Genomic DNA, 23,994 nt, shown 5'->3' with positions numbered 1-23,994 from the left:
ACAAGGTATCGGTGGGCCATGCAACCTCCTAGGAGACTGGACATGGGACAGAAGGACGACAGCGTCCTGTATCTCTGGACGAAAAGTGAGGCCGATGTCTTCAAGCACAAGCTGAACGGCGTCGCCACCACGGTGGAATTCCTCAAGTTCGGGTTCACCGGACTTGCCCTGGGGCTGACCCCCGTGAAGATCGACTTCACCGGCCTGAAGGTGGACGAGAAGGGCATCGTCATCGCCGGCGTCCAGAAGTGGACCTGGCCGCACGCCCGGGACGCCAAGGCGAAGCTGGAGGCCGCCGACAAGAAGCTGGCGGCGGGCGTGAAGGAGGCCGACAAGGCGTACCGGACGGCGAAGCGGGCCCAGGAGCGGGCGAGCCGGCTGGCCGCGGCGCCCAGGCGCGGCGGCGCCGCGAGCCCCTCCTTCGGACAGGACTACGAGCGGGTCACCGCCGCCGAAAAGGCGCAGAAGTCCCTGAAGGAGGCGCAGAAAGTTCAGAAGGACGTCCGCCGGATGTACCAGGAAGTGCACCGGCTGGAGCGCAAGGCAAGCCAGGAGGCGAAGTCCGTGGCCGATGCCAGAAAGGCCAGCAGCTCCTCCTTCGTCCAAATCCGCAAGGACATGCGGGCGCTGGCCAAGGAAGCCGAAAACGCCGCATCTTCCCTCGCCTGAGCGGCTCACCGTGGGGTGGACATGAATTTCAAGCAGGCAGTCAACCAAGCAACCAAGAGCCTGAGCGGGATGCGTAATTCCCTGTCCCAGGCTTCGTCCGGTATGGGGAGGATACAGAGGAGCGCCCAGGCCAGTACGGGGGCGCTCGCCAGAATCAAGAATTCCGGGGCCCAGGCCCAGTCCGGGATCAACCGGGTCAGGACCGCCTCGACCCAGGGCGTCGGCTCGCTCACCAAGCTGGTCACCGGCGCCGGCAAGGCCGGCACCGCGCTGGGCAAGCTGCGTACGGCGGCCACGCAGTCCAGTACCGGCGTCAACAAGGTCAAGACGTCCGTCACCCAGTCCACCGGCGCCTTCACGAAGGCCAAGTCGGGCGCCGACAAGCTCAAGTCCTCCCTGGACAAGCTCAAGTCGTCGGCCGCCAAGGCGCAGAAGGCGCTGCGGGACGTCAAGAAGCAGTCCGACGCCGTGGAGAAGTCGGTCGGCAAGGCCGGCAAGAACGCGGACCGTACGGGCAAGTCCATGGGCGGGCTCGGCAAGGGCCTCAAGGGCGCCTCGCTCGCGCAGAAGGGGCTCAACCTGGCGATGTCCGCCAGCCCCTTCGGGCTGATCATGACGCTGCTCGCGCCGCTGATCGCCAAGTTCGTCAGCATGGACAAGGTCGTCAAGGTCGCCAAGAGGGGATTCGAAGTCGCCTGGCGGGCGATCCAGAGCGCCACGGACCGGGCGATGAAGTTCCTGACGCCCGTCCTGCGGGGCGTGGTGAACCTCTTCACCGCGCCGATCCGCGGCCTGATCAACGCCATGAACGGCGCCATCCGCGGCCTCAACCGGATCAAGGTGAACATCCCGGGCTGGGTGCCGGTCTTCGGCGGGAAGTCCTTCGGGCTGAGCATCCCCACCCTGCCCAACATCCCGGCCCTCGCCGAGGGCGGCATCGTCCCGGCCCGCCGCGGCGGACGCCTCGCGCTGCTCGCCGAGGGCGGCGAGGCCGAGGCCGTCATCCCGCTGAGCAAGCTCCAGCGGCTGATGGGCGGGCACCCCGGCGGCAGCGCCGCCCTGCACCGGCTGGCCCGTGCCGTCGAGGAACTCGCCGACCGCCCCGTCCACGTCCAGGTCGACTCCCAGACCATCGCCCGCGCGGTCTTCCTCGGCCGGCGCCAACTCGCCCGGAGGTGAGCCCGGATGCCCAGAAACCTGTGGATCGGCAAGCCCGGCCTGCTGCGTGAGATCAGTCAGGCGGCGCGCAGCTGGGACCGCAGCGCCGAGCTGAACCTGTCCGAATTCCGTTCCCTGGAGGGCCGGGTGACGGCAGTCGCGCCGGCCCGTACGACCCGGCGCATGAAGCTGACGTGGGAGTGGCTGGAGCCGGCCGACGCCCAGCACCTGACCCGGCTCGCGCGCCGCGTCAACGGCGCCGGCATGCTCGGCCGCAACGGGTACGCGGGCGGCGCGGTCGCTCTCGTCGACCCCGCCTCCGTCAACCTCCTCGACCCGCTCCAGGCCGCCGGGCAGAGCGAGCGCGCCAACGGCACCGACCACTGGTTCACCGTGACCGGCGCCCTGACCGTCAGCCCGCTCGTGGGCGACACCGTCATCGGCGACTGCCAGGACCCGGCCACCGCCATCGGCTGGCGGCACGGCACCTGGGACGGCCACCCCGTCGTACCGGGCATGGCCATGTCCTGGATGGTGCCGCCGGACTGGAACCCGGGCCTGTGCTCGGCCCAGCTGGACTGGAAGGGCGCCGACGGCGGCTACCTGTCCAGCGTCAGCGCGGCGGGCCCCGTGGTAACCGGCACCGCGCCCGAGGGCGCCGCGTTCGTCACCCCCGTCGGCAAGCCCGGCGCGACCGGCCTGACCGGCCTGGGCGGCGCCTGCCTGACGATGGGCGAGCCCCCGGAGCCGTACGCGCTGGGCGACGGCTGCCCGGCGATGGCGATCACCGCCTTCACCGACACGCCCGCGTCCCGCCTGCCCTACCGCAACATCAGCATCGACCTGGTGGAGGTGCTCGGTGCAGCCCTCTGACGAAGCGCTGGACGCGGCCCTCGCCGCGCCGCTGCGCGCACCCGCCCACTCCACGCGCCTCGGCGGGCGCGAACTGGGCCCGCAGGTCCAGTCGTGGAAGGTGGAGCGGGCCTACAACACCGACCTGCCGGAGTCGATGCGGGCGTTCTCCGGCAGCGCCTCGGCGCAGCTGGAGTTGCAGCTCGGCGGCGCCGGCGGGGTACCGGGGCCGCGCCTTTACTCGGCGTGGGCGCCGCGGGCCACCGGCGACGTCGTACGTCCTGGCCAGTCCGCGGTCCACCGGGCCGGGGTCACCGGCCGCCTGCTGCCCGCCTTCCGCGGGACCGTACGGTCCCGGGAGGCGGCCTCCGGGACCGACACCGTCACCGTCCAGTGCCTGGACGGCGCCGAGCGGCTGCGCGGCCCGGCCGCCCTGCCGCGCCCGTACCACGGCTTCTACTGGAAGCGGCCGGTCGCCTCCGGCACCTGGTGCGTGGACGAGCTGCTGCGCCAGGCGGGCATCCACACCTGCCCGCCCCCGCGCGCGCCGGAGTTCGACCCGGACGTCGATCCGGACGACACCAAACCGCTCACCGTGCTCTACGCGTCGCTGCACGGCGGCTTCAACGCCTCCTACGGGCAGCCGGAATCCTTCCCCCTGCCGTCGGAGTACGACTGGGTTCGCGAGGGCGCGCCCTTCGAGCTGGCGCTCATGCCCAAGGCGACCGGGCTGACCGCCTCTTGGATGCCGCGCTCCCGCTTCACGGTCCCCGGCCGGGTCTTCCAGGTCGAGTGCTGGGTCAACACCGCGCTGGCCAGGGGCAACCGGTTCGAACTCAAGGCCATCCTGGACCGCAGCGCCGGCGCGCTGGGGCACATCAGCTGTGTCTTCGACACCGGCACGGGAAACGTCACGGTCATCTCGGGCAAGATCAACGGCCCGGGGCAGTCCCTCCAGTGGACGTTTCCCAAGCTGGCGGCGCTCAAAGGGGTGTGGCACTTCGGCTTCATGGTGGACACCACCTCGGCGGGCGCCACCGTCGCCCCGGTCGTCCAGCCGCGGCTGACCAGCCCCGACGGGTCGTACCACGTGGGTGGCAAGGGCACGTTCGGCGGCGCCGACGGTGTCCACCCGCGCTCCGAGCTCAACCGCGTCGACCTCATCACCGACATGGCGGTGGAGTGCCTCCAGGTGACCGACCGGGTCTGGGCCGACACCGCGTCGTACCCGCCCGAGGAGTGGGAGCAGAGGGGCAAGTGGAGCAAGGGCGCCGTCCTCGACGACGTCGTCCTGCCGCTGATCTCCGTACCGAAGGTGTCCGGCTCGCAGTGGGACGTGATCTCCGAGATCGCCAAGGCGAGCATGTCCACCGCGGAGTTCGACGAGTACGGCGTCTTCCGCTGGCACAACCCGTCCCGCTTCCAGTCCGCGCCCGTCCGTCCCGACCTCACGGTCTCCAGCACCCGGGAGATCGCCGCCCTCACCGTCACCGAGGAGATCGACGCCTGCCGCAACTACTGCGAGCAGCCCTACGAGGACTGGGGAGGGATCGGCGCCGCGGTCGGCACCACCGTCACCGACACGGCGGTGCGCAGGATCGACCCGGGGAAGTCCGTCGAGGTCGCGTACGCGATGGCCGAGGACGAGGCCGACGTGGGCCCGCCCGTCACCGACGACGACGTCGTGCCGATCGACGGCGGCGCGAGGGTGCGCTTCGGTACGGCGGCCAGTGGCGGCAGCGCGGTCAAGGGCAGCGTCTCGGTGGCCTGCCGGCGGGTGGGCGCGTCCTTCATCGTGCGCTTCACCAATCGCGGCACGGCACCTGTGTGGACGGCCACCAAGGCCGGCAAACCGTCGGTGTACATCGAGACCCTGAAGCCGGCCAAGGACCCCAAGCAGCGCAAGGTGGCCAGGTGGAACTCGGTCAGCCAGCGTCACTACGGCAAACAGGAGCTGCTGGCGCCCGCCTCGGAGTGGGTGCAGTCCTCCGCCGCCGCCTCCGCGCTCTCCCAGGTGATGCTGGCCGCCGGCCGGTACCCGGTGCCGCTGCTCGGTGAGGTCGAGGTCCTCCACGACCCGCGCGTCCAGCTGGGCGACGTCGTACGGGTGGTGGACTCCGCCGGAGCCAGCCTCCAGACCCTCGCCTGGGTGGTCGGCATCCGCACCACCTGCACCGCGGGCGCCGCCCCGCAGCAGGTGCTCACCCTCAGGGGCGCCGCCTTCAACGGGGTCCCCGAGGACACCGGCCTGACCCCGGACCCGCCGGTCGACCCGGCGTACGGACGGCGGCGGCGGTACGCGGCCGTCACCGCGGCCTACCCGACGCTGGCCGACCTCACGACGGCGAAGGCCACGTACCGGGACCTGCTGGAGATCAAGGAGGTTCCCCAATGAGCGAGCCGCTGCCGCCGGGCGCTGCGCGAGCGCCGGCGGACGTACCCGAGCCGGACCCCGGTACGGAGCCCGTGCCGGACGTGCCGTCCGACGGCTGGCCGCAGCCCGGCCGGCCGTTGCCGGTGCCCGCCGTGCCGGTGCCGGTCGACGATCCGGCGGCGAGCGAAGGGGACGCGGGATCCGTGGCGGACACCCTGCCGCCGGAGGCCGGGTACTGACCCGAGCTCCGCCCCGCCGTTCCCGTCACCGCTTTTCGCAGCCCCTCACCCGTACGCCCACCCCTCCGCGTACGGGCACGTCCGCCTGCCCGTACGCCCCCTCCCGCCCCTGGAACCGGAGACCCGCATGAGCAAGACCACCCCGCTCGGGAACCTGCCCTATCCCCAGCCCACCGACCTCGCCGACATCCCGGTCCACCTCCAGTCGCTGGCCGAAGCGGTCGACGGGCGCACCGTGCTGCGCTTCGCCGACGCGGCCACCCGCGACGCCCGGGTCACCTCCCCGGTCGCGGGCATGGTCGCCTGGCTCGACAACCCGGGCCGGCTCTTCCACTACGCCGCCGGCCACTGGGCCCAGGTGACGCCGGCCCCCGTCCTGCGCGCCAACTACGACGGCGGTTCGACGGTGTCGACCACGTACACCGAGACGTTGAGCGACGCCCTGGGCGACCCGATGGCGACGGCCTTCACCGCACCGGTCTCCGGCAAGGTGATCGTCACCGTGGGGGCCTACATGTTCGCTACCGCAGCCGCCGGGGCCCCCGGGATCCCCGTCTGCTACATGGCGGCGAACATCCGCCAGGGCACCACCGTCACCCTGGCCGCCGCCGACGAGCGCGCCGCGTCGGCCGGCGGCCCGACGCGCGCCTCGGCCACCACCCAGTTCCTGGTCACGGGCCTGACGCCGGGCGGCGCCTACACCGCGACCCCCTGCTACCGGGCGAGCGCCGCGACCACCACCGCCAACTACGACAACCGCTTCGTCCGCGTCGACCCGGCCTGAACCGCCCCCGGGCCCGCCGCCGTTGAGCGGTCCCCGCACCGCACCCCCTGACACGCACCTGTACGGAGACCCCCCCATGGCCACACCTCTGAGCGCCGAACGCTTCCTCGACGCCCTGCGCGCCGAGGGCGTGCGGGTCGTCGAGCACGACGGCTGGCGCACCCACAACCGCAACCGGAAGGGCCCCTGGGGCCCGGTACACGGAGTGATGCTGCACCACACGGCGGGCCGCGACAGCGTGGCCCTGTGCCGGGACGGCATGAACGACCTGCCGGGCCCGCTGTGCATCGGAGTCGTCGCCAAGGACGGCTCGGTGCACCTGGTCGGCTACGGCCGGACCAACCACGCGGGCCGCGGCGCCCGGGCCGCGTACGACTGCGTACGCGCCGAGTCGGCGCCGCCCGCCAGGCCGGGGCCCGACACGGTCGACGGCAACGTCCACTTCTACGGCTTCGAGATCGAGAACCTCGGCAACGGCCGGGATTCCTACCCCGGCGCCCAGCTCGACGCCGTGGAGCGGATCGCCGCCGCGGTGTGCCGGGCCCACGGCTGGCACGCGGAGAGCGTCATCGGCCACAAGGAGTGGACGACCCGCAAGATCGACCCGTCCTTCTCGATGGCGGCGATGCGTACCCGTATCGCCAAGCGCCTCGGCGGCGCGCCGTCGCCCGCCACGCCCGGCCCCGCGCCCGCCTGCGAGCCCTTCCCGGGTGCCGCGTTCTTCGCGGAGGGCCGGCGCAGCCCGGTGATCACCGCGATGGGCCGGCGGCTGGTAGCCGAAGGCTGCGCGCGGTACGAGGTCGGTCCGGGCCCCGAGTGGACGGCCGCCGACCGGAACTCCTACGCCGCCTGGCAGCGCAAGCTCGGGTACAGCGGCGGCGACGCCGACGGCATACCGGGGCGCGTGAGCTGGGACCGGCTGTGCGTGCCGCGCGCCGCCTGACCGCCCGTCCGACCGTCTCTCCGACCGAAAGGATCCCTCGATGAGCGACTCTTCCCGGCACGACGCCCTCAAGCGCACGGTCCGCACGGTCGTGCAGGCCGCCGTGGGCATCGCCCTCGTGCTGCCCGCCGTCGTCCAGGCGTCGGGCGTCCCGGCGGCCCTCCCCTGGGTCGCGGGCGCGCTCGCGGTGGCCGGCGGGCTCGCGCGGGTGATGGCCCTGCCGGGCGTGCAGGCCCTGCTGCCCGCCTGGCTGCGCACCGAACCGCCGGGCGACGAGCGGTGGCGCCGGCTCGCGTCCACCGGCCGGGGCCGCTGATGACCGATCACGAACCGCGCGGCGCCGGCCCGGTCGTCGTGGAACTGGAACGGCTGCGCGGCACGGTCGAGGCGGGCTTCGCCCGCGCCGACGGCTCGCTCGCCCTGCTGGTCCAGCGCAGCGACCAGACCGACAAGCAGCTCGCCGACCACGAGGCCCGCCTGGACGCCCTGGAACGCATCCGGTGGCCGCTGCCGTCGGTGGCGGCCCTCACCGGCGTCCTGGCCCTCCTGACCGCGGCGTACGGCACCTTCGCGCGCTGAACCCGCACCCGGCCCCCGCGACCCCGATCCGGTCGCGGGGGCCGTCGCGTCATTCCGCCGGGCCCAGCTCGCGTGCGATGCCGCCGCGCAGCAGCTCGCGGGCCCGCTCCAGCGGTACCGAACCGCTCAGCCAGCGGGTGCTGAGCCCTTCCACGAGCGCGGTGAGCCGCTCGGCCGCGTCGGCCACCGGGGCGTCCCGGTCGGCCGTCCCCGCGGTCTGCGCCTCCCGGATCAGGTCGGACAGGTCGTCGGTCCACTGCCGGGTCGCCTCGCGCAGCTGCGCCCGCAGCCCCGCGTCGAAAACGGCGCTGGACTGGAACTCCCCCCAGGCGGTGCTGTTCTCGACCATCTCGGGGGAGTCCTGGAGCTCGCGCAGCAGCATCTCCTCCAACCGGGCGCGGGGGCCCGCCGCGCGCGCGGTCCGCGGGTCCGGTGCCGTGTAGCGCTCGGCGCGTTCCCCGATGAAGTCCAGGGTGCGGCGCAGCAACTCGGCGCGGCCGCCGAAGTGGTAGTAGATCAGCCCGGTCGACACGCCGGCCGCGGCCGCGATCTCCTCGACGCGCAGGCCGCGTACGCCGTTCCGCGCGATGATGCGGGTCGCGGCTTCCAGGATCTGTACTCGGCGCTCGGACACAGTCGCCCACCGTACTCCGTGGCCGGAACGCGGCGGACGGTGGCCGGACCGGCTGCGCCGGGGACACCGCCGCGGCGCCTGGGGGACTGCGGCCCCTGGGGGCAAGGTCAGTCCGACAGGGCCTGAGGGACGGTGAGCACGATCTTGCCCTGGATGTGCCCCTGGGCGGCGCGCTCGTGTGCTGCTCGGGCGTCCGCGAGCGTGAACGTGCTGTCGATCGCGACGCGGATCGTCCCCGCGTCGAGCAGGCGCCCCAGTTCGGCGAGTTGTGCGCCGTTCGCGCGGACTTGAGTGCCGGTGACGGTGACGCCCAGTTCCGCGTTCTCCTCGTCGTCGAACTCCCCGAAGTACACCGGATACAGGGCGCCCCCGCGCTTGAGGGTGGGCAGGAAGCGCCGGCTGGCGGGACCGCCGACGGCGTCCAGGACGAGGTCGACGTCTCGGACGACGTCTTCGGGGCGCTGCTTGGTGTAGTCGATGTACTCGTCGGCGCCGAGGTCGCGAAGGAATGCCTCGTGGGCACCGGAGGCCACGGCGATGACACGGGCCCCTCTCCACTTGGCCAGCTGCAGGGCGAGGTGGCCCACGCCACCGCCGGCTCCGTTGACGAGCACGGTGGTGTCGCTGCCCAGCGCCATGGGGCGGTGCCTGGCGTCCTGGAACGGGGAGGGGTGGTCGTGCCCGACCTCGATCAGGTATTGCCACGCTGTCAGCCCCGACATGGGCAGCCCGGCAGCGTGCGCGTGGTCGACGGCGGCCGGCTTGAGGGCGAGGTCGGATGCCGGTGCGGTGACGTACTCGGCGTACGCGCCGCTCTGCATCGGGGCGGGAAAGCGCAGCAGGCCCACCACCTCGTCCCCGGCCGCGAAGCCGTGAACTCCGGCGACGACCGCTTCCACGACACCCGAGATGTCGGTCCCCGGGATCAGGGGCAAGTCGAACGGGGGCCTGAACTCGGGAGGAATGCCGGGCATGCCCTCGCGTACGTACCAGTCGGGCGGGTTGAGACCGACCGCGTGCACGCGGACGAGCACCTCACCAGGCGCCGGTTCGGGAACTGCCACGTCCTCGTAACGCAGCGCGCCAGGGCCCCCGAACTCGTGCACCCGAATCGCCTTCATCGTGTGGATCGGCATGGTCTTCCTCCTGGCCGCAGCGCGGGATGCGCTAATCTGGATCAGCGAACCACATAAACGGTTCACTGATCCGAATATATGGATCAGTGAACCGTTTGGTCAAGTGAGGAGACCGATGCGGGCCGACGCCAAGAGAAACCGCGACCACCTGCTCGCCGTGGCGGGCACCACCGCCGCCGAGCAGGGCATCGACGTGTCGATGCGCGACATCGCGCGCAGGGCCGGCGTCGGGCTCGCGACGCTGCTGCGGCACTTCCCGACACGGGAGGCACTGCTGGAGGCTCTGCTCCACACGAGCTTCGGCGACCTGACGGCCAAAGCGAGCGAGCTTGAGACATCGCATGCGGCCGAAGACGCTCTCGTCTCATGGGTTCGCGACTGCGTTGCCTGGACGACTGAGTACCGAGGGGTGACCGTGCTGATGGCGGCCGCTATCGAGGACCCCGAATCCGCACTGCACGCCTCGTGCGTCACCCTGCGCGCAGCCGGTGCCCGGCTCCTCGTCCGGGCTCAGGCCACAGGCGGGGCCCGGAGTGATATCGATGGCGACGACCTGTTCGCGCTGATCGCCATGCTCGCGTGGGCCGGTGATCAGCCCGCGCTCGCGCCCCGCGCCGGCCACCTCTTCGACATCGTCGCAAGCGCCGTTCTGACGAGCGCGGGCGCCGGCCAGGGCGCGGGTGCGTACGGCGAACGGTGAGACCGCTGCGAGCGTGCCTGCGAACGCTTGGCGCACGATCTGACACGGATGTACCTCGGCCTCTTCTCCTCGGTGCTGCGTTCGGCCTAGAGTCTGACTGAAATTTCAGTCAGTTAGGTGCCTCGCGGCCTGGTGCCGCCGGACGAGGGAGCGGAAGATCATGTACATGCCTGACGGGGCGGCCGTGCGCATGCCCGCCGAATGGCGACCGCACGCCGCGACGTACCTCGCCTGGCCGCCGGCCGACTCCCTCTGGGGCGAGCAGGCCCCCGCCGTGCAGCGCGACATCGCCCGGCTGGCGCGCACGCTCGCCGAGTACGAGCCGGTCACCCTGCTGGCCGGCCCGGAGGAGGAGGGACGAGCCCGCCGGGCGTGCGGCACGTCGGTGGAGGTCGTACCGATCCCGGTCGACGACCTGTGGATACGCGACACCGGGCCGGTCACCGTCCTCCGGCCGGACGCCGCACGCGAGGGCGTCGACTTCCACTTCAACGGCTGGGGCGGCAAGCAGCGCCACCCGCACGACGCCGAGGTCGCCCGGAACCTGCTGCGCCACGAGGGCATCGCCCGCGTCGGCGCCGGGATCACCGCCGAGGGCGGCTCCTTCGAGACGGACGGCGAGGGAACGCTGCTCGTCGCCGAAAGCTCGCTGGTCAACCCGAACCGCAACCCGGGCAGGACGCGGGACGGGATCGAACGGGAGCTGAAGCGCGTGCTGGGCGTGACCCGGGTGATCTGGGTCGCGGGTGTGCGCGGCGAGGACATCACCGACTGCCACGTCGACACCGTCGCGCGCTTCGTGGAGCCGGGCGTCGTCGCCCTGAACCGCCCCTGGCACGGGGGCGGCCCGGACGTCTGGACGCGGGTGTACGACCAGGCCCGCGGCGTCCTGGAGGAGGCCCGCGACGCCCGCGGCAGGCGGCTGGAACTCGTCGAGATCGCGGAGCCCGACCCGTACGCGATCGGTGACCGCGGTCAGCAGTTCCTCGCCTCGTACCTCAACTACTACGTGGCGAACGGCGTGGTCGTCCTGCCGCGCTTCGGCGACCGCCGGGCCGACGACCGTGCCGCCGGGACGCTGCGCGAGCTGTACCCCGGGCGGGAGATCCGGCAGCTCACGATCGACGCGGTCGGTGAGGGCGGGGGCGGCATCCACTGCGCCACGCAGCAGCTCCCGGCGGTGCCGTAGCCGGTCAGGGGCGTAGGGCCGGCCGGCCGGGTTCATGCGAAAGGGTCCCGCTCCCGCAGGAGAAGGACCCTTTCGGTGCTGCCCTGTGTCGTGCAGCCGGTGCGCGTCAGCGCGAACGCTTCGCCAGGCGCTCCACGTCCAGCAGGATCACCGCGCGCGCCTCCAGGCGCAGCCAGCCGCGGCCCGCGAAGTCCGCGAGGGCCTTGTTGACCGTCTCGCGCGAGGCGCCGACGAGCTGGGCCAGCTCCTCCTGCGTGAGGTCGTGTACGACGTGGATGCCCTCCTCGGACTGCACGCCGAAGCGGCGCGACAGGTCCAGGAGCGCCCGGGCCACACGGCCGGGCACATCGGAGAAGACCAGGTCGGACATCTGGTCGTTGGTCTTGCGCAGGCGGCGGGCGACGGCGCGCAGCAGCGCCGTGGCCACCTCGGGGCGGGCGTTCAGCCAGGGCTGGAGGTCGCCGTGGCCGAGGCCGAGCAGCTTGACCTCGGTCAGCGCGGTGGCGGTGGCGGTACGCGGGCCCGGGTCGAACAGCGAGAGTTCGCCGATCAGCTCGCCGGGGCCGAGGACGGCGAGCATGTTCTCCCGGCCGTCCGGGGAAGTGCGGTGCAGCTTCACCTTGCCCTCGGTGACCACGTACAGGCGGTCGCCCGGGTCCCCTTCGTGGAACAGGGCGTCGCCGCGGGCGAGCGTGACCTCTCCCATCGAGGCGCGCAGCTCGGCCGCCTGCTCGTCATCGAGCGCCGCGAAGAGCGGTGCGCGCCGCAGAACGTCGTCCACGAGATCTCTCCTTGTCGACATGCTCAAAGGGACCTTGGTCCCCATCATGCCGGAATGCAAAACAGTGCGATCAATCACAAGGATGCCGGACCCGTGGCGCAAGCCATACGGCAGGGGGCCGATTGGACCCACGAGCACCGGTGGTCGGACCGGATGTCAGTGGGTGGCCTTAGTCTGGCCGAGTGTCCAATACGCCGGTGAGAGCACAGGGCAAGGGGGCTGAGCGAGTGAGTGCGGGCCGTGATTCTGCTGTGGGCGAACAAGCGCCCGGCGAGGCCGCGAAGGCGGTGAAATCAGGGCAGAAGCCGCGTGAGGCGGCAGTGCGCAAGAAGTCGGCCGCCACGGCCGCAACCGGCGCCACCGCCGCGAAGAAGACGGCCGCCGCGAAGAAGACCGCCGCGGCCAAGAAGACGGTGGCGAAGAAGGCGACCGCTACCGCGAAGAAGACGGCCGCGACCGCCAAGAAGACCGCCGCGACCGCGAAGAAGGCCGCGGCCAAGGCGCCGGCCGCCAAGGCCGAGTCCCGGGTGGCCATGGTCCGCCGGGCCCGGCGGATGAACCGCGAGCTGGCCGAGGTGTACCCGTACGCCCACCCCGAGCTCGACTTCCGCGACTCCTTCGAGCTGCTGGTCGCCACGGTCCTGTCCGCGCAGACCACCGACCTGCGGGTCAACCAGACCACCCCCGCCCTGTTCGCCGCGTACCCCACCCCCGAGGACATGGCCGCCGCCGATCCCGAGCGGCTGGAGGAGCTGATCCGGCCGACCGGCTTCTTCCGCGCCAAGGCGAAGTCCCTGCTGGGCCTCTCGACGGCGCTGCGGGACCGTTTCGACGGCGAGGTCCCCGGCCGCCTGGAGGACCTGGTGACCCTGCCGGGCGTGGGCCGCAAGACCGCCAACGTGGTCCTGGGCAACGCCTACGGTGTACCGGGCATCACGGTCGACACCCACTTCGGGCGGCTGGTCCGGCGCTTCGGCTGGACGGAGCAGACGGACCCGGAGAAGGTCGAGGCGGAGATCGCCGAGATCTTCCCGAAGAGCGAGTGGACGATGCTCTCGCACCGCGTCGTCTTCCACGGCCGCCGTATCTGCCACTTCCGCAAGCCCGCCTGCGGCGCCTGCCCCATCGCGCACGACTGCCCTTCGTACGGCGAGGGCGAGACGGACCCGGAGAAGGCGAAGAAGCTGCTCAAGTACGAGATGGGCGGTCAGCCGGGCCAGCGGCTGCGGCCCCCGGCCGACTACCCGGGACAGCCCGCGCCCCCGCTGGCGGGCCGTTGACCGCCGCCCCGGCCGGGACGAAACCGTCACACGCCGAAGCGGAACCGAACCGGCCGCAAACGGACTCAGCCCGAATAGGACCGGCCACGGCCGAATGACCATCGATCCCACCGATCCAAGGGCCTGAGGGGGCGCGTATGACGAGCGCACGGGAGCAGTACGGGAAGACAGCGGAGTACGAGACGGCCGTCACCGCCGAGGGCCTGCCGGGGTGGCTGGCGCCGGTGGCCCGCGCCGCCGCCACGATCGAGCCCCACCAGCTCAGCCGGTTCCTGCCGCCCGACAGCGGCGGCCGGCAGTCCGCCGTACTGGTCCTGTTCGGCCACGGCGACCGGGGTCCCGAGCTGCTCCTCATGGAGCGCGCCGGCACCCTGCGCTCGCACGCCGGCCAGCCCTCGTTCCCCGGTGGCGCCCTCGACCCCGAGGACGGCGACCCGGAGGGGCCGGGCCCGGTGCGTGCCGCGCTGCGCGAGGCGTGGGAGGAGACCGGCCTCGACCCGTCCGGCGTCCAGGTCTTCGGCGTGCTGCCGCGGCTGTACATCCCCGTGAGCGGCTTCGTCGTCGCTCCGGTCCTGGGCTGGTGGCGCGAGCCCAGCCCGGTCGGCGCGGTGGACGCGGCGGAGACCGCCCGGGTCTTCACGGTTCCCGTGGCGGATCTCACGGATCCCGCGAACCGGGTCACCGCCCGGCACCCCAGCGGCCACGTGGGCCCCGCCTTCCTCGTCCAGGACGCTTTGGTCTGGGGTTTCACCGCCGGGGTGATCGACCGGATCCTGCACTACGCGGGGTGGGAGCGGCCGTGGGACCGCACCAAGCAGGTCCCGCTCGACCGGCGCGCGTGAGACGGTGGCGGGCGTGAACGTCCTGGACATCGTGCTGCTGGTCGCCGCCGTGTGGTTCGCCGTCGTCGGGTACCGCCAAGGCTTCGTCGTCGGCATCCTGTCCGTGACCGGCTTCCTCGGAGGCGGCCTGGTCGCGGTCTATCTGCTGCCGGTGATCTGGAACGAGATCACCGAAGACGCCACACCGGGCACCTTCGCGGCCGTCGCGGCGGTCGCCATCGTGATCGTCTGCGCCTCGGTGGGCCAGGCCCTCACCACCCACCTGGGCAACAAGGTCCGGCGCTACATCACCTGGTCGCCGGCGCGCGCCCTGGACGCCACGGGCGGCGCGCTGGTCAACGTCCTGGCGATGCTGGCGGTCGCCTGGCTCATCGGCTCCGCGCTGGCCGGCACCTCGCTGCCGACGCTGGGCAAGGAGGTCCGCAACTCCAGGGTGCTGCTCGGCGTCCAGCAGGTGATGCCGCAGCAGGCGGGCACCTGGTTCCAGGACTTCTCCTCGATCCTGGCGCAGAACGGCTTCCCGCAGGTCTTCACGCCGTTCTCGAACGAGCCGATCCACTCGGTGCCGGCGCCCGACCCCAAGCTGGCCGGCAGCCCGGTCGCGGCCCAGGCGCGCAAGAGCATAGTCAAGGTCGTCGGTACGGCGCCGAGCTGCGGCAAGGTCCTCGAAGGCAGTGGCTTCGTCTTCGCGCCGCACCGGGTCATGACCAACGCGCACGTCGTCGGCGGCGTCAAGGAACCGACCGTCCAGATAGGCGGCGAGGGCCGCGCCTACGACGCGAAGGTCGTCCTGTACGACTGGAAGCGCGACATCGCGGTCCTGGACGTGCCGTCGCTGTCGGCGCCCGCGCTGCGCTTCGCGCCGGACGACGCGAGCAGCGGCGAGAGCGCCATCGTCGCCGGCTTCCCGGAGAACGGCGGCTACGACGTCCGCGCCGCCCGCGTCCGCAGCCGTATCCAGGCCAACAACGGCGCGGACATCTACCACCGCGGCACGGTCGACCGTGATGTCTACTCCCTGTACGCCACGGTCCGGCCCGGCAACTCCGGCGGCCCGCTGCTCACGCCGAGCGGCGAGGTGTACGGAGTCGTCTTCGCCAAGTCCCGGGACGACGCCAACACCGGGTACGCGCTGACCGCCGACGAGATCCGCGAGGACATCACCAAGGGGCGTACGGCCGAGCGGCCGGTGGACAGTCAGGGATGCGCGATGTGACGGCCGGCGGTCCCCGCCGGTGCCGGTGGGCCCCGGCGGGGATCAGGCCCGTGGATGCTTGAGGCGCGCGGTCATCCAGCGCGCCCGGCGGCGCAGGATGCGCGGAATCCCCAGCGGGTGGGCGAGGTCGGGGGACTCACCGGACACAACGTCCGAGGGGCCCCTCTCCTGTGTGCCCACTGCAGCGGCGCTGCTGCGGCGGTTGCGTGCCACGTCACGGTAGTCGTGCGTCCAGCCCATACCCACGACTCTGCCCGTACCCCGGGGTCCGTAATCGCCCGGCGGGCCGTCAATTGGCCTATGCGGGCGGCAATTGGCTGTTCGACATACGTGCGTTCGGATCCGTCCGGCGCACCGCCCCACCCGGCGCCTGTGCCCCCGGCCTACCGGTCCGGCTCCGGGTCCTTCAGCCAGTTGATCAGTTCGGTCGAGAACGCCACCGGGTCCTCCTCGTGCGGGAAGTGCCCGAGGCCGTCGAAGAGCCGCCAGCGGTACGGGGCCTCCACGTACTCGCCGGAGCCGGCGGCGCTGCGGGTGCGCATCACCGGGTCGAGCGAGCCGTGCAGGTGCAGCGTCGGCACCCGTACGGGCCACTTCATGCGCCGGTTGAACTGGATGCCGTCCGGCCGGGCCATCGACCGCACCATCCAGCGGTACGGCTCGATCGTGCAGTGCGCGGTCGAGGGGATGCTCATCGCCCGCCGGTAGACCTCGACCTCCTCGTCCTCGGGCAGCCGCGGCCCCGACCAGTCCCGGATCAGGCGGCCCACCAGGGCGGCGTCGTCCGCCACCAGCCGGCGTTCGGGCAGCCAGGGCTGCTGGAAGTTCCAGACGTAGGAGCTCTGCCGGCTCTGCCGGAAGTCGGCGAGCATCGCCGCGCGCCAGCGCCGCGGGTGCGGCATCGAGGACACCGCCAGGCGTCGCACCAGCTTCGGCCGCATGACCGCCGCCGTCCAGGCGAGGTAGCCGCCGAGGTCGTGCCCGACGATGGCGGCGTCCGGCTCGCCCAGGGACCGCACGACACCGGTGATGTCCAGCGCCAGGTTGGCCGGATCGTACCCGCGGGGCGTGCGGTCGCTGCCGCCCACGCCCCGCAGGTCCATCGCCACCGCGCGGAAACCCGCCTCGGCGAGTGCCGGGAGCTGGTGGCGCCAGGCCCACCAGAACTGCGGGAACCCGTGCAGCAGCAGGACCAGCGGGCCGTCGCCCATCTCGGCGATGTGGAAGCGCGCGCCGTTGGCCGCGACGTCCCGGTGGGTCCAGGGCCCGTCGGGACGTACGACCGAGTCGGAACTATCGGGAACCGTCATACGGAGGAGCGTGTCACAGACTCCAGCACCGGGTGGTCCTCAGGGACCGCACGCGGGTGCGGCTTGACGTTCTGCAGTACGGCGGCCGTCTCCTTGGCCGAACTGATGGTCTTCTCGGGCTTCTTGATCTTCTTGAGCTTGGCCACGGCCACCAGGACCAGCAGCAGCGCCACGATCAGGAAGGCGCCTCCGACGATCAGGAAGGACCAGGCCAGGCCGAGGCCGAGATTGTGGATGCCGTACGCGGCCGCAAAGCTCAGTACGGGCAGCGCGAAGAGCGCCAGCGCGCCGGCCACCAGGAACGCGGCACTGCCGATGCCGGCCCGCTTGGCGTCCTGCCGCAGCTCGGCCTTGGCCAGTGCGATCTCGTCGTGCACCAGCGCGGACATCTCGGCGGTGGCCGAGGCCACCAGCTGCCCGAGGCTGCGGTCCGCGCCGTCGTCGGCTGTGCTCATCGACGTCTCCCTCTTGTCTTCTCCCGGATGCAAAGCCTCTCAGATCATGCCGGACCATCGTCCCCGGCGTCGGCGCCGGAGGCCACTTCGGCAAGGCGGCGGTGTTCCGCGGCCTTCGCTTCGAGGATTTTCGCCATCCGCAGGTGGTACTCCGGGTTGCCGAGTTCGTACACGTCCGGGATGCCGTCCTGGTCCTCGTCGCGGTCCTCGTCCTCGCAGAGCTTCCGGTACTTGGCGTTACGTATTTTCAGCAGGACCCCGGAGAACACCGCGGCGATCAGCGAGCCCGTCAGCACGGCCGCCTTCACCTCGTCGGTGAGCAGCGGGTCGTCGGTGAAGGCCAGCTCGCCGATGAGCAGGGAGACCGTGAAGCCGATGCCGGCGAGCGCGGCGACGGCGAAGACGTCCGGCCATCTCAGGTCGGGGTTCAGCTCCGCCTTGGTGAAGCGGGCCGCGCACCACGTACCGCCGAAAATGCCGACCGCTTTGCCGACGACCAGGCCGAGGACGACGCCGAGCGTCTCCGGCTTGGTGAACACGTCGTGCAGCGCGCTGCCGGAGACCGACACACCCGCGGAGAACAGGGCGAACAGCGGCACCGCGAGGCCGGCCGAGACGGGCCGCACCAGGTGCTCGATGTGCTCGCCAGGGGACTGCTCCTCGCCGTCGCGGCGGTGGCAGCGCAGCATCAGGCCCATCGCGACGCCCGCGATGGTGGCGTGCACGCCGCTGTTGTACATCAGGCCCCAGATGACCAGCGCGAGCGGCACGTAGACGTACCAGCCGCGTACGCCCTTGCGCAGCAGCAGGTAGAAGACGACGAGGCCGACGACGGCGAAGCCGAGGGCCAGGAAGTTGAGCTGCGAGGTGAAGAAGACCGCGATGATCAGGATCGCGAAGAGGTCGTCGACGACGGCGAGGGTGAGCAGGAAGGCGCGCAGCGCGGACGGCAGGGACGTGCCGATGACCGCGAGGACGGCGAGCGCGAAGGCGATGTCGGTGGCGGTGGGCACCGCCCAGCCGTCCGTCGAGCCGCCGCCGACCGTGTTGACCAGGACGTAGACGAGGGCGGGCATCGCCATACCGCACAGCGCGGCGACCACGGGGAGGGCGGCCTTCTTGGGTTCGCGCAGATCACCCGCGACCAGTTCACGCTTGAGCTCGATGCCGGCGACGAAGAAGAAGACGGCGAGCAGGCCGTCGGCGGCCCAGTGCTGTACGGACAGGTCCAGCCCGATGGAGCCGAAGCCGAGGTGGAAACCCCGTACCGACTCGTAACTGCCCCCCAGGGTGTTGGCCCAGACGAGGGCCACGACGGCGGCGACCAGCAGCAGGACGCCGCCCACGGTCTCGGCGCGCAGGGCATCCGCGATGAAGGTCCGCTCGGGCAGGGACATCCGCCCGAGGAATATGGATCGGCGGTTGTTGGGCGCGCTCACGCGAGGACCTCCGGTGTCTCGGCAGCTGGATACGGCTGTTGCAGTTGCCGACCAGACTTCCCGGCGCACCTTTGGCGTTGTCGCGTTCTTGACGCGACCCCACTGTACCCGGGCCGCTCGGGGAACATTCCGGCGAGCTTCACCTTACGGGCATATGGTGCGAACGGCCGCCCGGCCAGAGGTGCGGGACGCCCGGAACAGGGCGAAGGGGCACCCGGCCGGTCTGCGGACGGGTGCCCCTCTGGTCAACGGTCAGTCATCGGCACATGCGTTCGAGCGCGCGGTGCCTGGGGACGACCGCCGGACGCGCTCTGGCCGAGCGCGCGCCGAGCCTCGTGAAAGTTCCCTCTTCCCTCAGTCCTCACTCGGAGCGGCGGGCAGCTTCGACTGGATGAGACCCATGACGGTGGCGTCCGTCAGGGTCGTCACATCGCCCAGGTCGCGGTTCTCGGCGACATCGCGCAGCAGCCGGCGCATGATCTTGCCGGAGCGGGTCTTCGGCAGCTCGGCGACCGGCATGATCCGCTTGGGCTTGGCGATCGGGCCCAGCTGCTTGGCGACGTGCGCACGCAGCTCCTCCACCAGCCCCTCGTCCTCCGCCGCACCACCGCGCAGGATGACGAACGCGCAGATCGCCTGGGTGGTCTGCGGGTCGGCGGCGCCGACGACCGCGGCCTCGGCGACCTTCGGGTGCGAGACCAGCGCGGACTCGACCTCGGTGGTGGAGATGTTGTGGCCGGACACCAGCATCACGTCGTCCACCCGGCCCAGCAGCCAGATGTCGCCGTCCCCGTCCTTCTTCGCGCCGTCACCCGCGAAGTACTTGCCCTCGAAGCGGGACCAGTACGTCTCCAGGTAACGCTGGTCGTCGCCCCAGATCGTGCGCAGCATCGACGGCCACGGCTCGGTCAGCACCAGGTAGCCGCCGCCACCGTCCGGGACCTCGCGGGCCTCGTCGTCCACCACTGTCGCCGCGATGCCGGGCAGCGGGCGCTGCGCCGAGCCGGGCTTGGTCTCCGTGACCCCGGGCAGCGGGCTGAGCATCATGCCGCCGGTCTCCGTCTGCCACCACGTGTCGACGATCGGGGCCCGGTCGGCGCCGATGTGCTTGCGGTACCACATCCACGCCTCGGGGTTGATGGGCTCGCCCACCGAACCGAGGACCCGCAGGGAGGACAGGTCGTACTTCGCGGGGATGTCGTCGCCCCACTTCATGCAGGCGCGGATCGCGGTCGGCGCGGTGTAGAGGACCGTGACGCCGTACTTCTGCACGATCTCCCACCAGCGGCCCTGGTGCGGGGAGTCGGGCGTGCCCTCGTAGAGCACCTCGGTCGCGCCGTTGGCCAGCGGCCCGTAGGTGATGTACGAGTGGCCGGTCACCCAGCCGATGTCGGCGGTGCACCAGTAGACGTCGGTCTCCGGCTTGAGGTCGAAGACGGCGTGGTGGGTGTACGCCACCTGGGTGAGGTAGCCGCCGGTGGTGTGCAGGATGCCCTTGGGCTTACCGGTGGTGCCGGAGGTGTAGAGGATGAACAGCGGGTGCTCCGCGTCGAACGCCTCGGGGGTGTGCGTCTCGTCCTGCCGCCCGACGATCTCGTGCCACCACACGTCGCGGCCCTCGGTCCAGGCCACGTCCTCCTGGCCGGTACGGCGTACGACCAGCACACTGCGCACGTTCTCCGTACCGGGCCTGGTCAGCGCCTCGTCGACGGCGGGCTTGAGGGCGGAGGGCTTGCCGCGCCGGTAGCCGCCGTCCGCGGTGATCACCACGCGGGCGTCCGCGTCGTTGATGCGGGTCGCCAGCGCGTCCGCGGAGAAGCCGCCGAAGACGACCGAGTGCGGCGCTCCCAGCCGGGCGCAGGCCAGCATGGCGACGACGGCCTCGGGGATCATCGGCAGGTAGATCGCGACCCGGTCGCCGGCCGTGACGCCCAGCTCGGTCAGCGCGTTGGCGGCCTGGGAGACCTCGCGCTGCAACTCGGCGTAGGTGATGGCGCGCGTGTCGCCGGGCTCGCCCTCGAAGTGGATGGCGACCCGGTCGCCGAGCCCGTTCTCCACGTGGCGGTCCACGCAGTTGTACGCGACGTTGAGCTTGCCGTCGGCGAACCATTTGGCGAACGGCGGATTGGACCAGTCGAGCGTCTCGGTGGGCTCGGTCGCCCAGTCCAGCCGCTTGGCCTGGTCCGCCCAGAACCCCAACCGGTCCGCCGCGGCCCGCTCGTACGCCTCGGCGGTGACGTTGGCGTTCGCGGCCAGCTCGGCGGGCGGAGCGAACCGCCGTTCCTCCTTGAGCAGGTTGGCCAGGCTTTCGTTGCTCACGTCATCTCCCAATCCCAGGGCGTGCGATGTGTCCCGGCCATAGCTCATCAGCCCACCACCCGGCCTGACAAGGGTTGCCGGGCAAAATTGGTGTAGACCTGTCCTGATGTGCAGGTCAAGCACCGTTTACGGCTGGGGCCATGGGCGGGCGAAGGGGGTGACGGGGACAGCGCGAACTGACGCCGGGGGACGGCGGGGCCGGGCGTGTCGCGCCCCGACCGGGGCTGCCCGGCCTGCTCCTACGTGGCCCTGATGGCCCGGCTTGCGGTCGCGATGACGCTGATCGCCGCGTTGTTCATTCGAGATGGGGACGCGGTGGCCGCGGAGTCGGCGGGTGGAGCTTGCCGGGCCGGGACCGCGTCAAGGCGAGCCGAAGAACCCCGAATAGCCGTCCCAGTAGATGCCGGCGTGGCCCTGGGTCAGGACGGCGAAGCCGCCTGCTTCGGCCAGTTCGGGGGTTTCGTACTCGGTCTCCTCCAGGGGCTCCTGCATGGGGAGGCTCCTTCTTTGCGTGATGGGTGCGCGCACTGCGCTCGCCGTCTGTATGCCCGTCAGCGAGGCGCGCCCCACTCACTCTTTGGGATGGTCGAGTGGTGCGCGGGCGCGCTACGCGCTCACCGCCGCCTCCGGGCGTACCGCGTAGAAGCGGCCCGTGGTCCGGTCCAGTACGTATGCCTGGGCCTCGGCTACGTGGAAGTACATGCCGTGCAGCGTGAGCGCGCCCTCGGCGACGCGGCGGGCGACGCACGGGTAGGACATGAGGTGGTCGAGCTGCTGGACGACGTTGACGAGCGCGAGCCGTTCCACGTCGTCGGCGACCGGGCGGTCGGCAAGCGCCACTTCGCCCCGGCCCAGCCGGCCGATCCGCTGCATCCGTGCCAGGCTCGGGCGGCCGTGCCGCAGCCAGCGTGCGAGCGGTGTCTGCGCGCCCGGCTCGTGGCCGGAGCCGAGCAGCGCCTGCATCGCGCCGCACCCCGAATGCCCGCAGACGGTCAGTGAGCCGACCTTCAGGACTTCTACGGCGTACTCGATGGCGGCGCCCACCGAGTCGCAGGCGGCGTCCGTGCCGGGGGGCGGCATCAGGTTGCCGACGTTGCGGACGGTGAACAGGTCGCCGGGGCCGCTGGAGGTGATCATGCTGGTGACGAGGCGGGAGTCGGCGCAGGTCAGGAAGAGTTGGGTGGGCCGCTGGCCTTCGTGGGCGAGGCGTGCCAGCTCTTCTCGTACGAGCGGGGCCGTGTGGCGCTGGAACGCGGTGACGCCGCCGAGGAGTTGGTTGCCGCTGGACTGCGGGGCCGCCGCTGCCTCCTGGGGCGGGCGGGTGCAGTGGTGGTTGCGCCACGGGGTCCACGGGCGGCAGGAGTGGGCGCTCGCCGGCTCCGCGATCGGGCGGCCGGAGCGTCCGCCGAGCGTCACCCAGCCGCCGCCCGCTCGGTGCGCGTCCGACCAGGCCCGCAGGGCCTCGTACGCGGCGTGGTCCATGAACGAGCCGCCCAGCTCCACGACGGCGTCCGCGCCGGCCGGCACCTGGGCGAGGGCGCGGGTCAGCCTCGGTACCGCGAGGAATGTCAACTGCCCGTTGACGCACACCCTGTGGCGGCCGTTCTCGGTGCCGACCGTGACCCGGGTGTGGGTCAGCCGCCGCAGCGACAGGAAGACCGCGACCCCGATCCCGAGGGCCACGCCCTGGAGGACGCCGAAGAGCACCACGCCGCCCAGGGCGACCGCGTACACCGGGAACTCGCGGTGCCGCTGGACGTGCTTGATGTGCGCGAAGCTCACCATCCGTACGCCGACGGCCATGACCAGGGCGGCGAGCGCGGCCAGCGGGATGAGCTCCAGGGCGGTGGCGAGGAGGCCGGCGCAGAGGACCACCCACACGCCGTGCAGCACGGTGGCCCGCCGGCTCACCGCGCCCGCCTGTACGTTCGCCGAGCCCCGCATCGCGCCGCCGGCCACCGGCAGGCCGCCCAGCAGCCCGGACACCATGTTGGCGACGCCCTGGCCCGCCAGTTCGCGGTTCAGGTCGATGCGGGGGCGCGAACCGCCCCGGTCCGAGGCGAGGCGGTCGACCGCGACGGCCGACAGGAGCGACTCCATGGCGGCTACGAGGGTGACGGTCAGGACGGCCGCGACGAGCGCCAGGGCCGGCGCGTCCGGGAGGGCGGGCAGGGCCTGCGGCGCCCAGTCGGGCAGTGCGACGCGCGGCACCGGCAGGGCCGCGCCGGCCGCGGTGGCCGCCGCCACGGCGGCCAGCGGGGCCGGGACCGTACGCAGCAGCCGCCCGGCGCGCCCGGGAAGCCGCCGCCAGCAGGCGAGCACCGCGACCGTGACGGCGCCGATGAGCAGGGCGGCGCCGTGCGGGTGCGCCAACTGGCCGGGCAGCGCGGCGAGGTTGTCGACCGCCGAGCTGTCGGGGCTGCCGCCGAGCACCACGTGGAGCTGGCCGAGGGCGATCGTGACGCCGATGCCCGCGAGCATGCCGTGCACGATCGCGGGGCTGACGGCGAGCGCGGCGCGGGCGACCCGTACGGCGCCGAGCAGGAGCTGTAGCGCGCCCGCGAGGACCGTCACGGCGCAGGTGGCCCGCCATCCGTAGCGCTGCACCAGCTCGGCCGTGACCACGAGGAGGCCCGTCGCGGCGCCGCTGACCTGGAGGGGCGCGCCGCCGAGCAGCCCGGCCACGATGCCGCCGACGGCCGCGGCGACCAGGCCGGCCTGGAGGGGCGCGCCGGTGGCGAGGGCGAGGCCGAGCGAGAGCGGTACGGCGATCAGGAAGACGACGACCGACGCGGACAGGTCCCCGCGCCAGGCCCCGGCCCCGGAGCCGCACGGCGGGCGGGCCTGGTCCGGTGTGCTTGGTGCTGCGGGTGGGGCCGGTGGGCCTGGCGGCTTCTGGAGCTGCGACATTCCCGTCTCCTCCGGGGCGGCGCGCTCGCGCGGGGCGCGAGCGTGGGCGGCGGTGTACTGCGGCGGGACGCGAGCCGGCCGATCGCCGTCACGGTCGGTGACGGATCAGTGACTCTCAAGCATCGGTAAATGAAGCGTAATGACGCGTAAATGAAGAGAGAAGTCTTTTCGGGCATTCGGCCCAA

24 protein-coding genes are annotated in these 23,994 nt (G+C 72.1%); 14 read left to right on the top strand and 10 right to left on the bottom strand.

Annotation, left to right across the window (positions count from 1 at the left end; all coding sequences use genetic code 11):
• Positions 1 to 42: 42 nt before the first annotated feature.
• The 9 genes from ACH4K4_RS04425 to ACH4K4_RS04385 all read left to right on the top strand — a co-directional run bounded on the left by ACH4K4_RS04425 (position 43) and on the right by ACH4K4_RS04385 (position 7,598).
• Positions 43 to 669 (top strand): hypothetical protein, encoded by a 627-nt coding sequence (locus tag ACH4K4_RS04425; RefSeq protein WP_398164739.1) that lies wholly within the window; start codon positions 43 to 45, stop codon positions 667 to 669.
• A 102-nt stretch (positions 670 to 771) separates the two neighbouring features.
• Positions 772 to 1,848, top strand: coding sequence for a hypothetical protein (locus ACH4K4_RS04420; protein ID WP_398164738.1), 1,077 nt, complete (start codon positions 772 to 774; stop codon positions 1,846 to 1,848).
• A gap of 6 nt (positions 1,849 to 1,854) precedes the next feature.
• Entirely contained in the window at positions 1,855 to 2,700 is an 846-nt protein-coding gene (locus ACH4K4_RS04415; protein ID WP_398164737.1) for a hypothetical protein, read from the top strand.
• Positions 2,687 to 5,074 (top strand): hypothetical protein, encoded by a 2,388-nt coding sequence (locus tag ACH4K4_RS04410; RefSeq protein WP_398164736.1) that lies wholly within the window; start codon positions 2,687 to 2,689, stop codon positions 5,072 to 5,074. The genes ACH4K4_RS04415 and ACH4K4_RS04410 overlap by 14 nt, the downstream gene beginning before the upstream one ends.
• The gene (locus ACH4K4_RS04405; protein ID WP_398164734.1) at positions 5,071 to 5,292 is read left to right on the top strand and encodes a hypothetical protein; all 222 of its coding nucleotides are present in this window, start codon (positions 5,071 to 5,073) and stop codon (positions 5,290 to 5,292) included. Before ACH4K4_RS04410 ends, ACH4K4_RS04405 begins: the two co-directional genes overlap by 4 nt.
• A 127-nt stretch (positions 5,293 to 5,419) precedes the next feature.
• The gene (locus ACH4K4_RS04400) at positions 5,420 to 6,076 is read left to right on the top strand and encodes a hypothetical protein (protein WP_398164732.1); all 657 of its coding nucleotides are present in this window, start codon (positions 5,420 to 5,422) and stop codon (positions 6,074 to 6,076) included.
• A 76-nt stretch (positions 6,077 to 6,152) separates the two neighbouring features.
• Positions 6,153 to 7,019, top strand: coding sequence for a peptidoglycan-binding protein (locus ACH4K4_RS04395; RefSeq protein ID WP_398164730.1), 867 nt, complete (start codon positions 6,153 to 6,155; stop codon positions 7,017 to 7,019).
• 40 nt (positions 7,020 to 7,059) lie between these two features.
• The gene (locus ACH4K4_RS04390) at positions 7,060 to 7,335 is read left to right on the top strand and encodes a hypothetical protein (RefSeq protein ID WP_398164729.1); all 276 of its coding nucleotides are present in this window, start codon (positions 7,060 to 7,062) and stop codon (positions 7,333 to 7,335) included.
• Positions 7,335 to 7,598, top strand: a complete 264-nt coding sequence (locus tag ACH4K4_RS04385) for a hypothetical protein (protein WP_360130822.1) — start codon at positions 7,335 to 7,337, stop codon at positions 7,596 to 7,598. Before ACH4K4_RS04390 ends, ACH4K4_RS04385 begins: the two co-directional genes overlap by 1 nt.
• A gap of 49 nt (positions 7,599 to 7,647) precedes the next feature.
• Here ACH4K4_RS04385 and ACH4K4_RS04380 read toward each other — a convergent pair whose 3' ends face one another.
• Together ACH4K4_RS04380 and ACH4K4_RS04375 are read right to left on the bottom strand one after the other, a co-directional pair.
• Positions 7,648 to 8,232, bottom strand: a complete 585-nt coding sequence (locus tag ACH4K4_RS04380; protein ID WP_398164727.1) for a TetR/AcrR family transcriptional regulator — start codon at positions 8,230 to 8,232, stop codon at positions 7,648 to 7,650.
• Positions 8,233 to 8,339: 107 nt separating this feature from the next.
• On the bottom strand, positions 8,340 to 9,368 hold the full coding sequence (locus tag ACH4K4_RS04375) for an NADP-dependent oxidoreductase (protein ID WP_398164725.1): 1,029 nt from the start codon (positions 9,366 to 9,368) through the stop codon (positions 8,340 to 8,342).
• 115 nt (positions 9,369 to 9,483) lie between these two features.
• On the opposite strand from ACH4K4_RS04375, the gene ACH4K4_RS04370 reads away from it, so the two are divergent.
• Entirely contained in the window at positions 9,484 to 10,068 is a 585-nt protein-coding gene (locus ACH4K4_RS04370; RefSeq protein WP_398164724.1) for a TetR/AcrR family transcriptional regulator, read from the top strand.
• A gap of 160 nt (positions 10,069 to 10,228) precedes the next feature.
• The gene (locus ACH4K4_RS04365) at positions 10,229 to 11,257 is read left to right on the top strand and encodes an agmatine deiminase family protein (RefSeq protein ID WP_398164723.1); all 1,029 of its coding nucleotides are present in this window, start codon (positions 10,229 to 10,231) and stop codon (positions 11,255 to 11,257) included.
• A gap of 106 nt (positions 11,258 to 11,363) precedes the next feature.
• Here ACH4K4_RS04365 and ACH4K4_RS04360 read toward each other — a convergent pair whose 3' ends face one another.
• Positions 11,364 to 12,038 carry a Crp/Fnr family transcriptional regulator gene (locus ACH4K4_RS04360; protein WP_003981529.1) on the bottom strand — a complete coding sequence of 225 codons (675 nt, stop codon included), beginning with the start codon at positions 12,036 to 12,038 and terminating at the stop codon, positions 11,364 to 11,366.
• A 251-nt stretch (positions 12,039 to 12,289) separates the two neighbouring features.
• Here ACH4K4_RS04360 and nth point away from each other — a divergent pair, with 251 nt between their 5' ends.
• The 3 genes from nth (at position 12,290) to ACH4K4_RS04345 (ending at position 15,376) form a co-directional block, all read left to right on the top strand.
• Positions 12,290 to 13,318: an endonuclease III gene (nth, locus tag ACH4K4_RS04355; RefSeq protein ID WP_398164721.1), complete on the top strand. Its 1,029-nt coding sequence runs from the start codon at positions 12,290 to 12,292 to the stop codon at positions 13,316 to 13,318.
• A gap of 137 nt (positions 13,319 to 13,455) precedes the next feature.
• Positions 13,456 to 14,160: an NUDIX hydrolase gene (locus tag ACH4K4_RS04350; RefSeq protein ID WP_398164720.1), complete on the top strand. Its 705-nt coding sequence runs from the start codon at positions 13,456 to 13,458 to the stop codon at positions 14,158 to 14,160.
• 13 nt (positions 14,161 to 14,173) lie between these two features.
• Positions 14,174 to 15,376 carry a MarP family serine protease gene (locus ACH4K4_RS04345; RefSeq protein ID WP_398164719.1) on the top strand — a complete coding sequence of 401 codons (1,203 nt, stop codon included), beginning with the start codon at positions 14,174 to 14,176 and terminating at the stop codon, positions 15,374 to 15,376.
• Between the two features lie 42 nt (positions 15,377 to 15,418).
• Here the strand turns inward: ACH4K4_RS04345 and ACH4K4_RS04340 are convergent, their stop codons facing one another.
• The 7 genes from ACH4K4_RS04340 to ACH4K4_RS04310 all read right to left on the bottom strand — a co-directional run bounded on the left by ACH4K4_RS04340 (position 15,419) and on the right by ACH4K4_RS04310 (position 23,809).
• Positions 15,419 to 15,616: a hypothetical protein gene (locus ACH4K4_RS04340; RefSeq protein ID WP_398165401.1), complete on the bottom strand. Its 198-nt coding sequence runs from the start codon at positions 15,614 to 15,616 to the stop codon at positions 15,419 to 15,421.
• A gap of 143 nt (positions 15,617 to 15,759) precedes the next feature.
• Positions 15,760 to 16,686, bottom strand: a complete 927-nt coding sequence (locus ACH4K4_RS04335; protein ID WP_398164717.1) for an alpha/beta fold hydrolase — start codon at positions 16,684 to 16,686, stop codon at positions 15,760 to 15,762.
• A complete protein-coding gene (locus ACH4K4_RS04330; RefSeq protein WP_360130798.1) occupies positions 16,683 to 17,141 on the bottom strand; it encodes a phage holin family protein in 459 nt (152 codons plus the stop codon). The genes ACH4K4_RS04335 and ACH4K4_RS04330 overlap by 4 nt, the downstream gene beginning before the upstream one ends.
• Before the next feature lie 44 nt (positions 17,142 to 17,185).
• Positions 17,186 to 18,538, bottom strand: coding sequence for a Na+/H+ antiporter NhaA (gene nhaA / locus ACH4K4_RS04325; RefSeq protein WP_398165399.1), 1,353 nt, complete (start codon positions 18,536 to 18,538; stop codon positions 17,186 to 17,188).
• A 396-nt stretch (positions 18,539 to 18,934) separates the two neighbouring features.
• Complete coding sequence (gene acs / locus ACH4K4_RS04320) at positions 18,935 to 20,899, bottom strand: acetate--CoA ligase (protein WP_398164716.1); 1,965 nt, start codon at positions 20,897 to 20,899, stop codon at positions 18,935 to 18,937.
• 360 nt (positions 20,900 to 21,259) lie between these two features.
• Complete coding sequence (locus ACH4K4_RS04315) at positions 21,260 to 21,391, bottom strand: lasso RiPP family leader peptide-containing protein (RefSeq protein WP_398164714.1); 132 nt, start codon at positions 21,389 to 21,391, stop codon at positions 21,260 to 21,262.
• 114 nt (positions 21,392 to 21,505) lie between these two features.
• The gene (locus ACH4K4_RS04310) at positions 21,506 to 23,809 is read right to left on the bottom strand and encodes a bifunctional SulP family inorganic anion transporter/carbonic anhydrase (RefSeq protein WP_398164713.1); all 2,304 of its coding nucleotides are present in this window, start codon (positions 23,807 to 23,809) and stop codon (positions 21,506 to 21,508) included.
• Positions 23,810 to 23,994: the final 185 nt, after the last annotated feature.

It is taken from the genome of Streptomyces sp. NPDC017529, assembly GCF_044329785.1.
GTDB lineage: Bacteria > Actinomycetota > Actinomycetes > Streptomycetales > Streptomycetaceae > Streptomyces.
The sequence above is the reverse complement of the archived record's forward strand: the minus strand, read 5'-3'. Positions and strand labels throughout refer to the sequence as shown.

Coding starts and splice junctions, on each gene's coding strand:
- ACH4K4_RS04395 (WP_398164730.1), top strand. CDS start 6,153: ATGGCCACACCTCTGAGCGCCGAACGCTTCCTCGACGCCCTGCGCGCC.
- nhaA (WP_398165399.1), bottom strand. CDS start 18,538: ATGTCCCTGCCCGAGCGGACCTTCATCGCGGATGCCCTGCGCGCCGAG.
- ACH4K4_RS04315 (WP_398164714.1), bottom strand. CDS start 21,391: ATGCAGGAGCCCCTGGAGGAGACCGAGTACGAAACCCCCGAACTGGCC.
- ACH4K4_RS04365 (WP_398164723.1), top strand. CDS start 10,229: ATGTACATGCCTGACGGGGCGGCCGTGCGCATGCCCGCCGAATGGCGA.
- ACH4K4_RS04370 (WP_398164724.1), top strand. CDS start 9,484: ATGCGGGCCGACGCCAAGAGAAACCGCGACCACCTGCTCGCCGTGGCG.
- ACH4K4_RS04420 (WP_398164738.1), top strand. CDS start 772: ATGGGGAGGATACAGAGGAGCGCCCAGGCCAGTACGGGGGCGCTCGCC.
- ACH4K4_RS04400 (WP_398164732.1), top strand. CDS start 5,420: ATGAGCAAGACCACCCCGCTCGGGAACCTGCCCTATCCCCAGCCCACC.
- ACH4K4_RS04330 (WP_360130798.1), bottom strand. CDS start 17,141: ATGAGCACAGCCGACGACGGCGCGGACCGCAGCCTCGGGCAGCTGGTG.
- ACH4K4_RS04375 (WP_398164725.1), bottom strand. CDS start 9,368: ATGCCGATCCACACGATGAAGGCGATTCGGGTGCACGAGTTCGGGGGC.
- ACH4K4_RS04335 (WP_398164717.1), bottom strand. CDS start 16,686: ATGACGGTTCCCGATAGTTCCGACTCGGTCGTACGTCCCGACGGGCCC.
- ACH4K4_RS04390 (WP_398164729.1), top strand. CDS start 7,060: ATGAGCGACTCTTCCCGGCACGACGCCCTCAAGCGCACGGTCCGCACG.
- ACH4K4_RS04350 (WP_398164720.1), top strand. CDS start 13,456: ATGACGAGCGCACGGGAGCAGTACGGGAAGACAGCGGAGTACGAGACG.
- ACH4K4_RS04415 (WP_398164737.1), top strand. CDS start 1,855: ATGCCCAGAAACCTGTGGATCGGCAAGCCCGGCCTGCTGCGTGAGATC.
- ACH4K4_RS04340 (WP_398165401.1), bottom strand. CDS start 15,616: ATGGGCTGGACGCACGACTACCGTGACGTGGCACGCAACCGCCGCAGC.
- ACH4K4_RS04310 (WP_398164713.1), bottom strand. CDS start 23,809: ATGTCGCAGCTCCAGAAGCCGCCAGGCCCACCGGCCCCACCCGCAGCA.
- ACH4K4_RS04425 (WP_398164739.1), top strand. CDS start 43: ATGGGACAGAAGGACGACAGCGTCCTGTATCTCTGGACGAAAAGTGAG.
- ACH4K4_RS04385 (WP_360130822.1), top strand. CDS start 7,335: ATGACCGATCACGAACCGCGCGGCGCCGGCCCGGTCGTCGTGGAACTG.
- ACH4K4_RS04405 (WP_398164734.1), top strand. CDS start 5,071: ATGAGCGAGCCGCTGCCGCCGGGCGCTGCGCGAGCGCCGGCGGACGTA.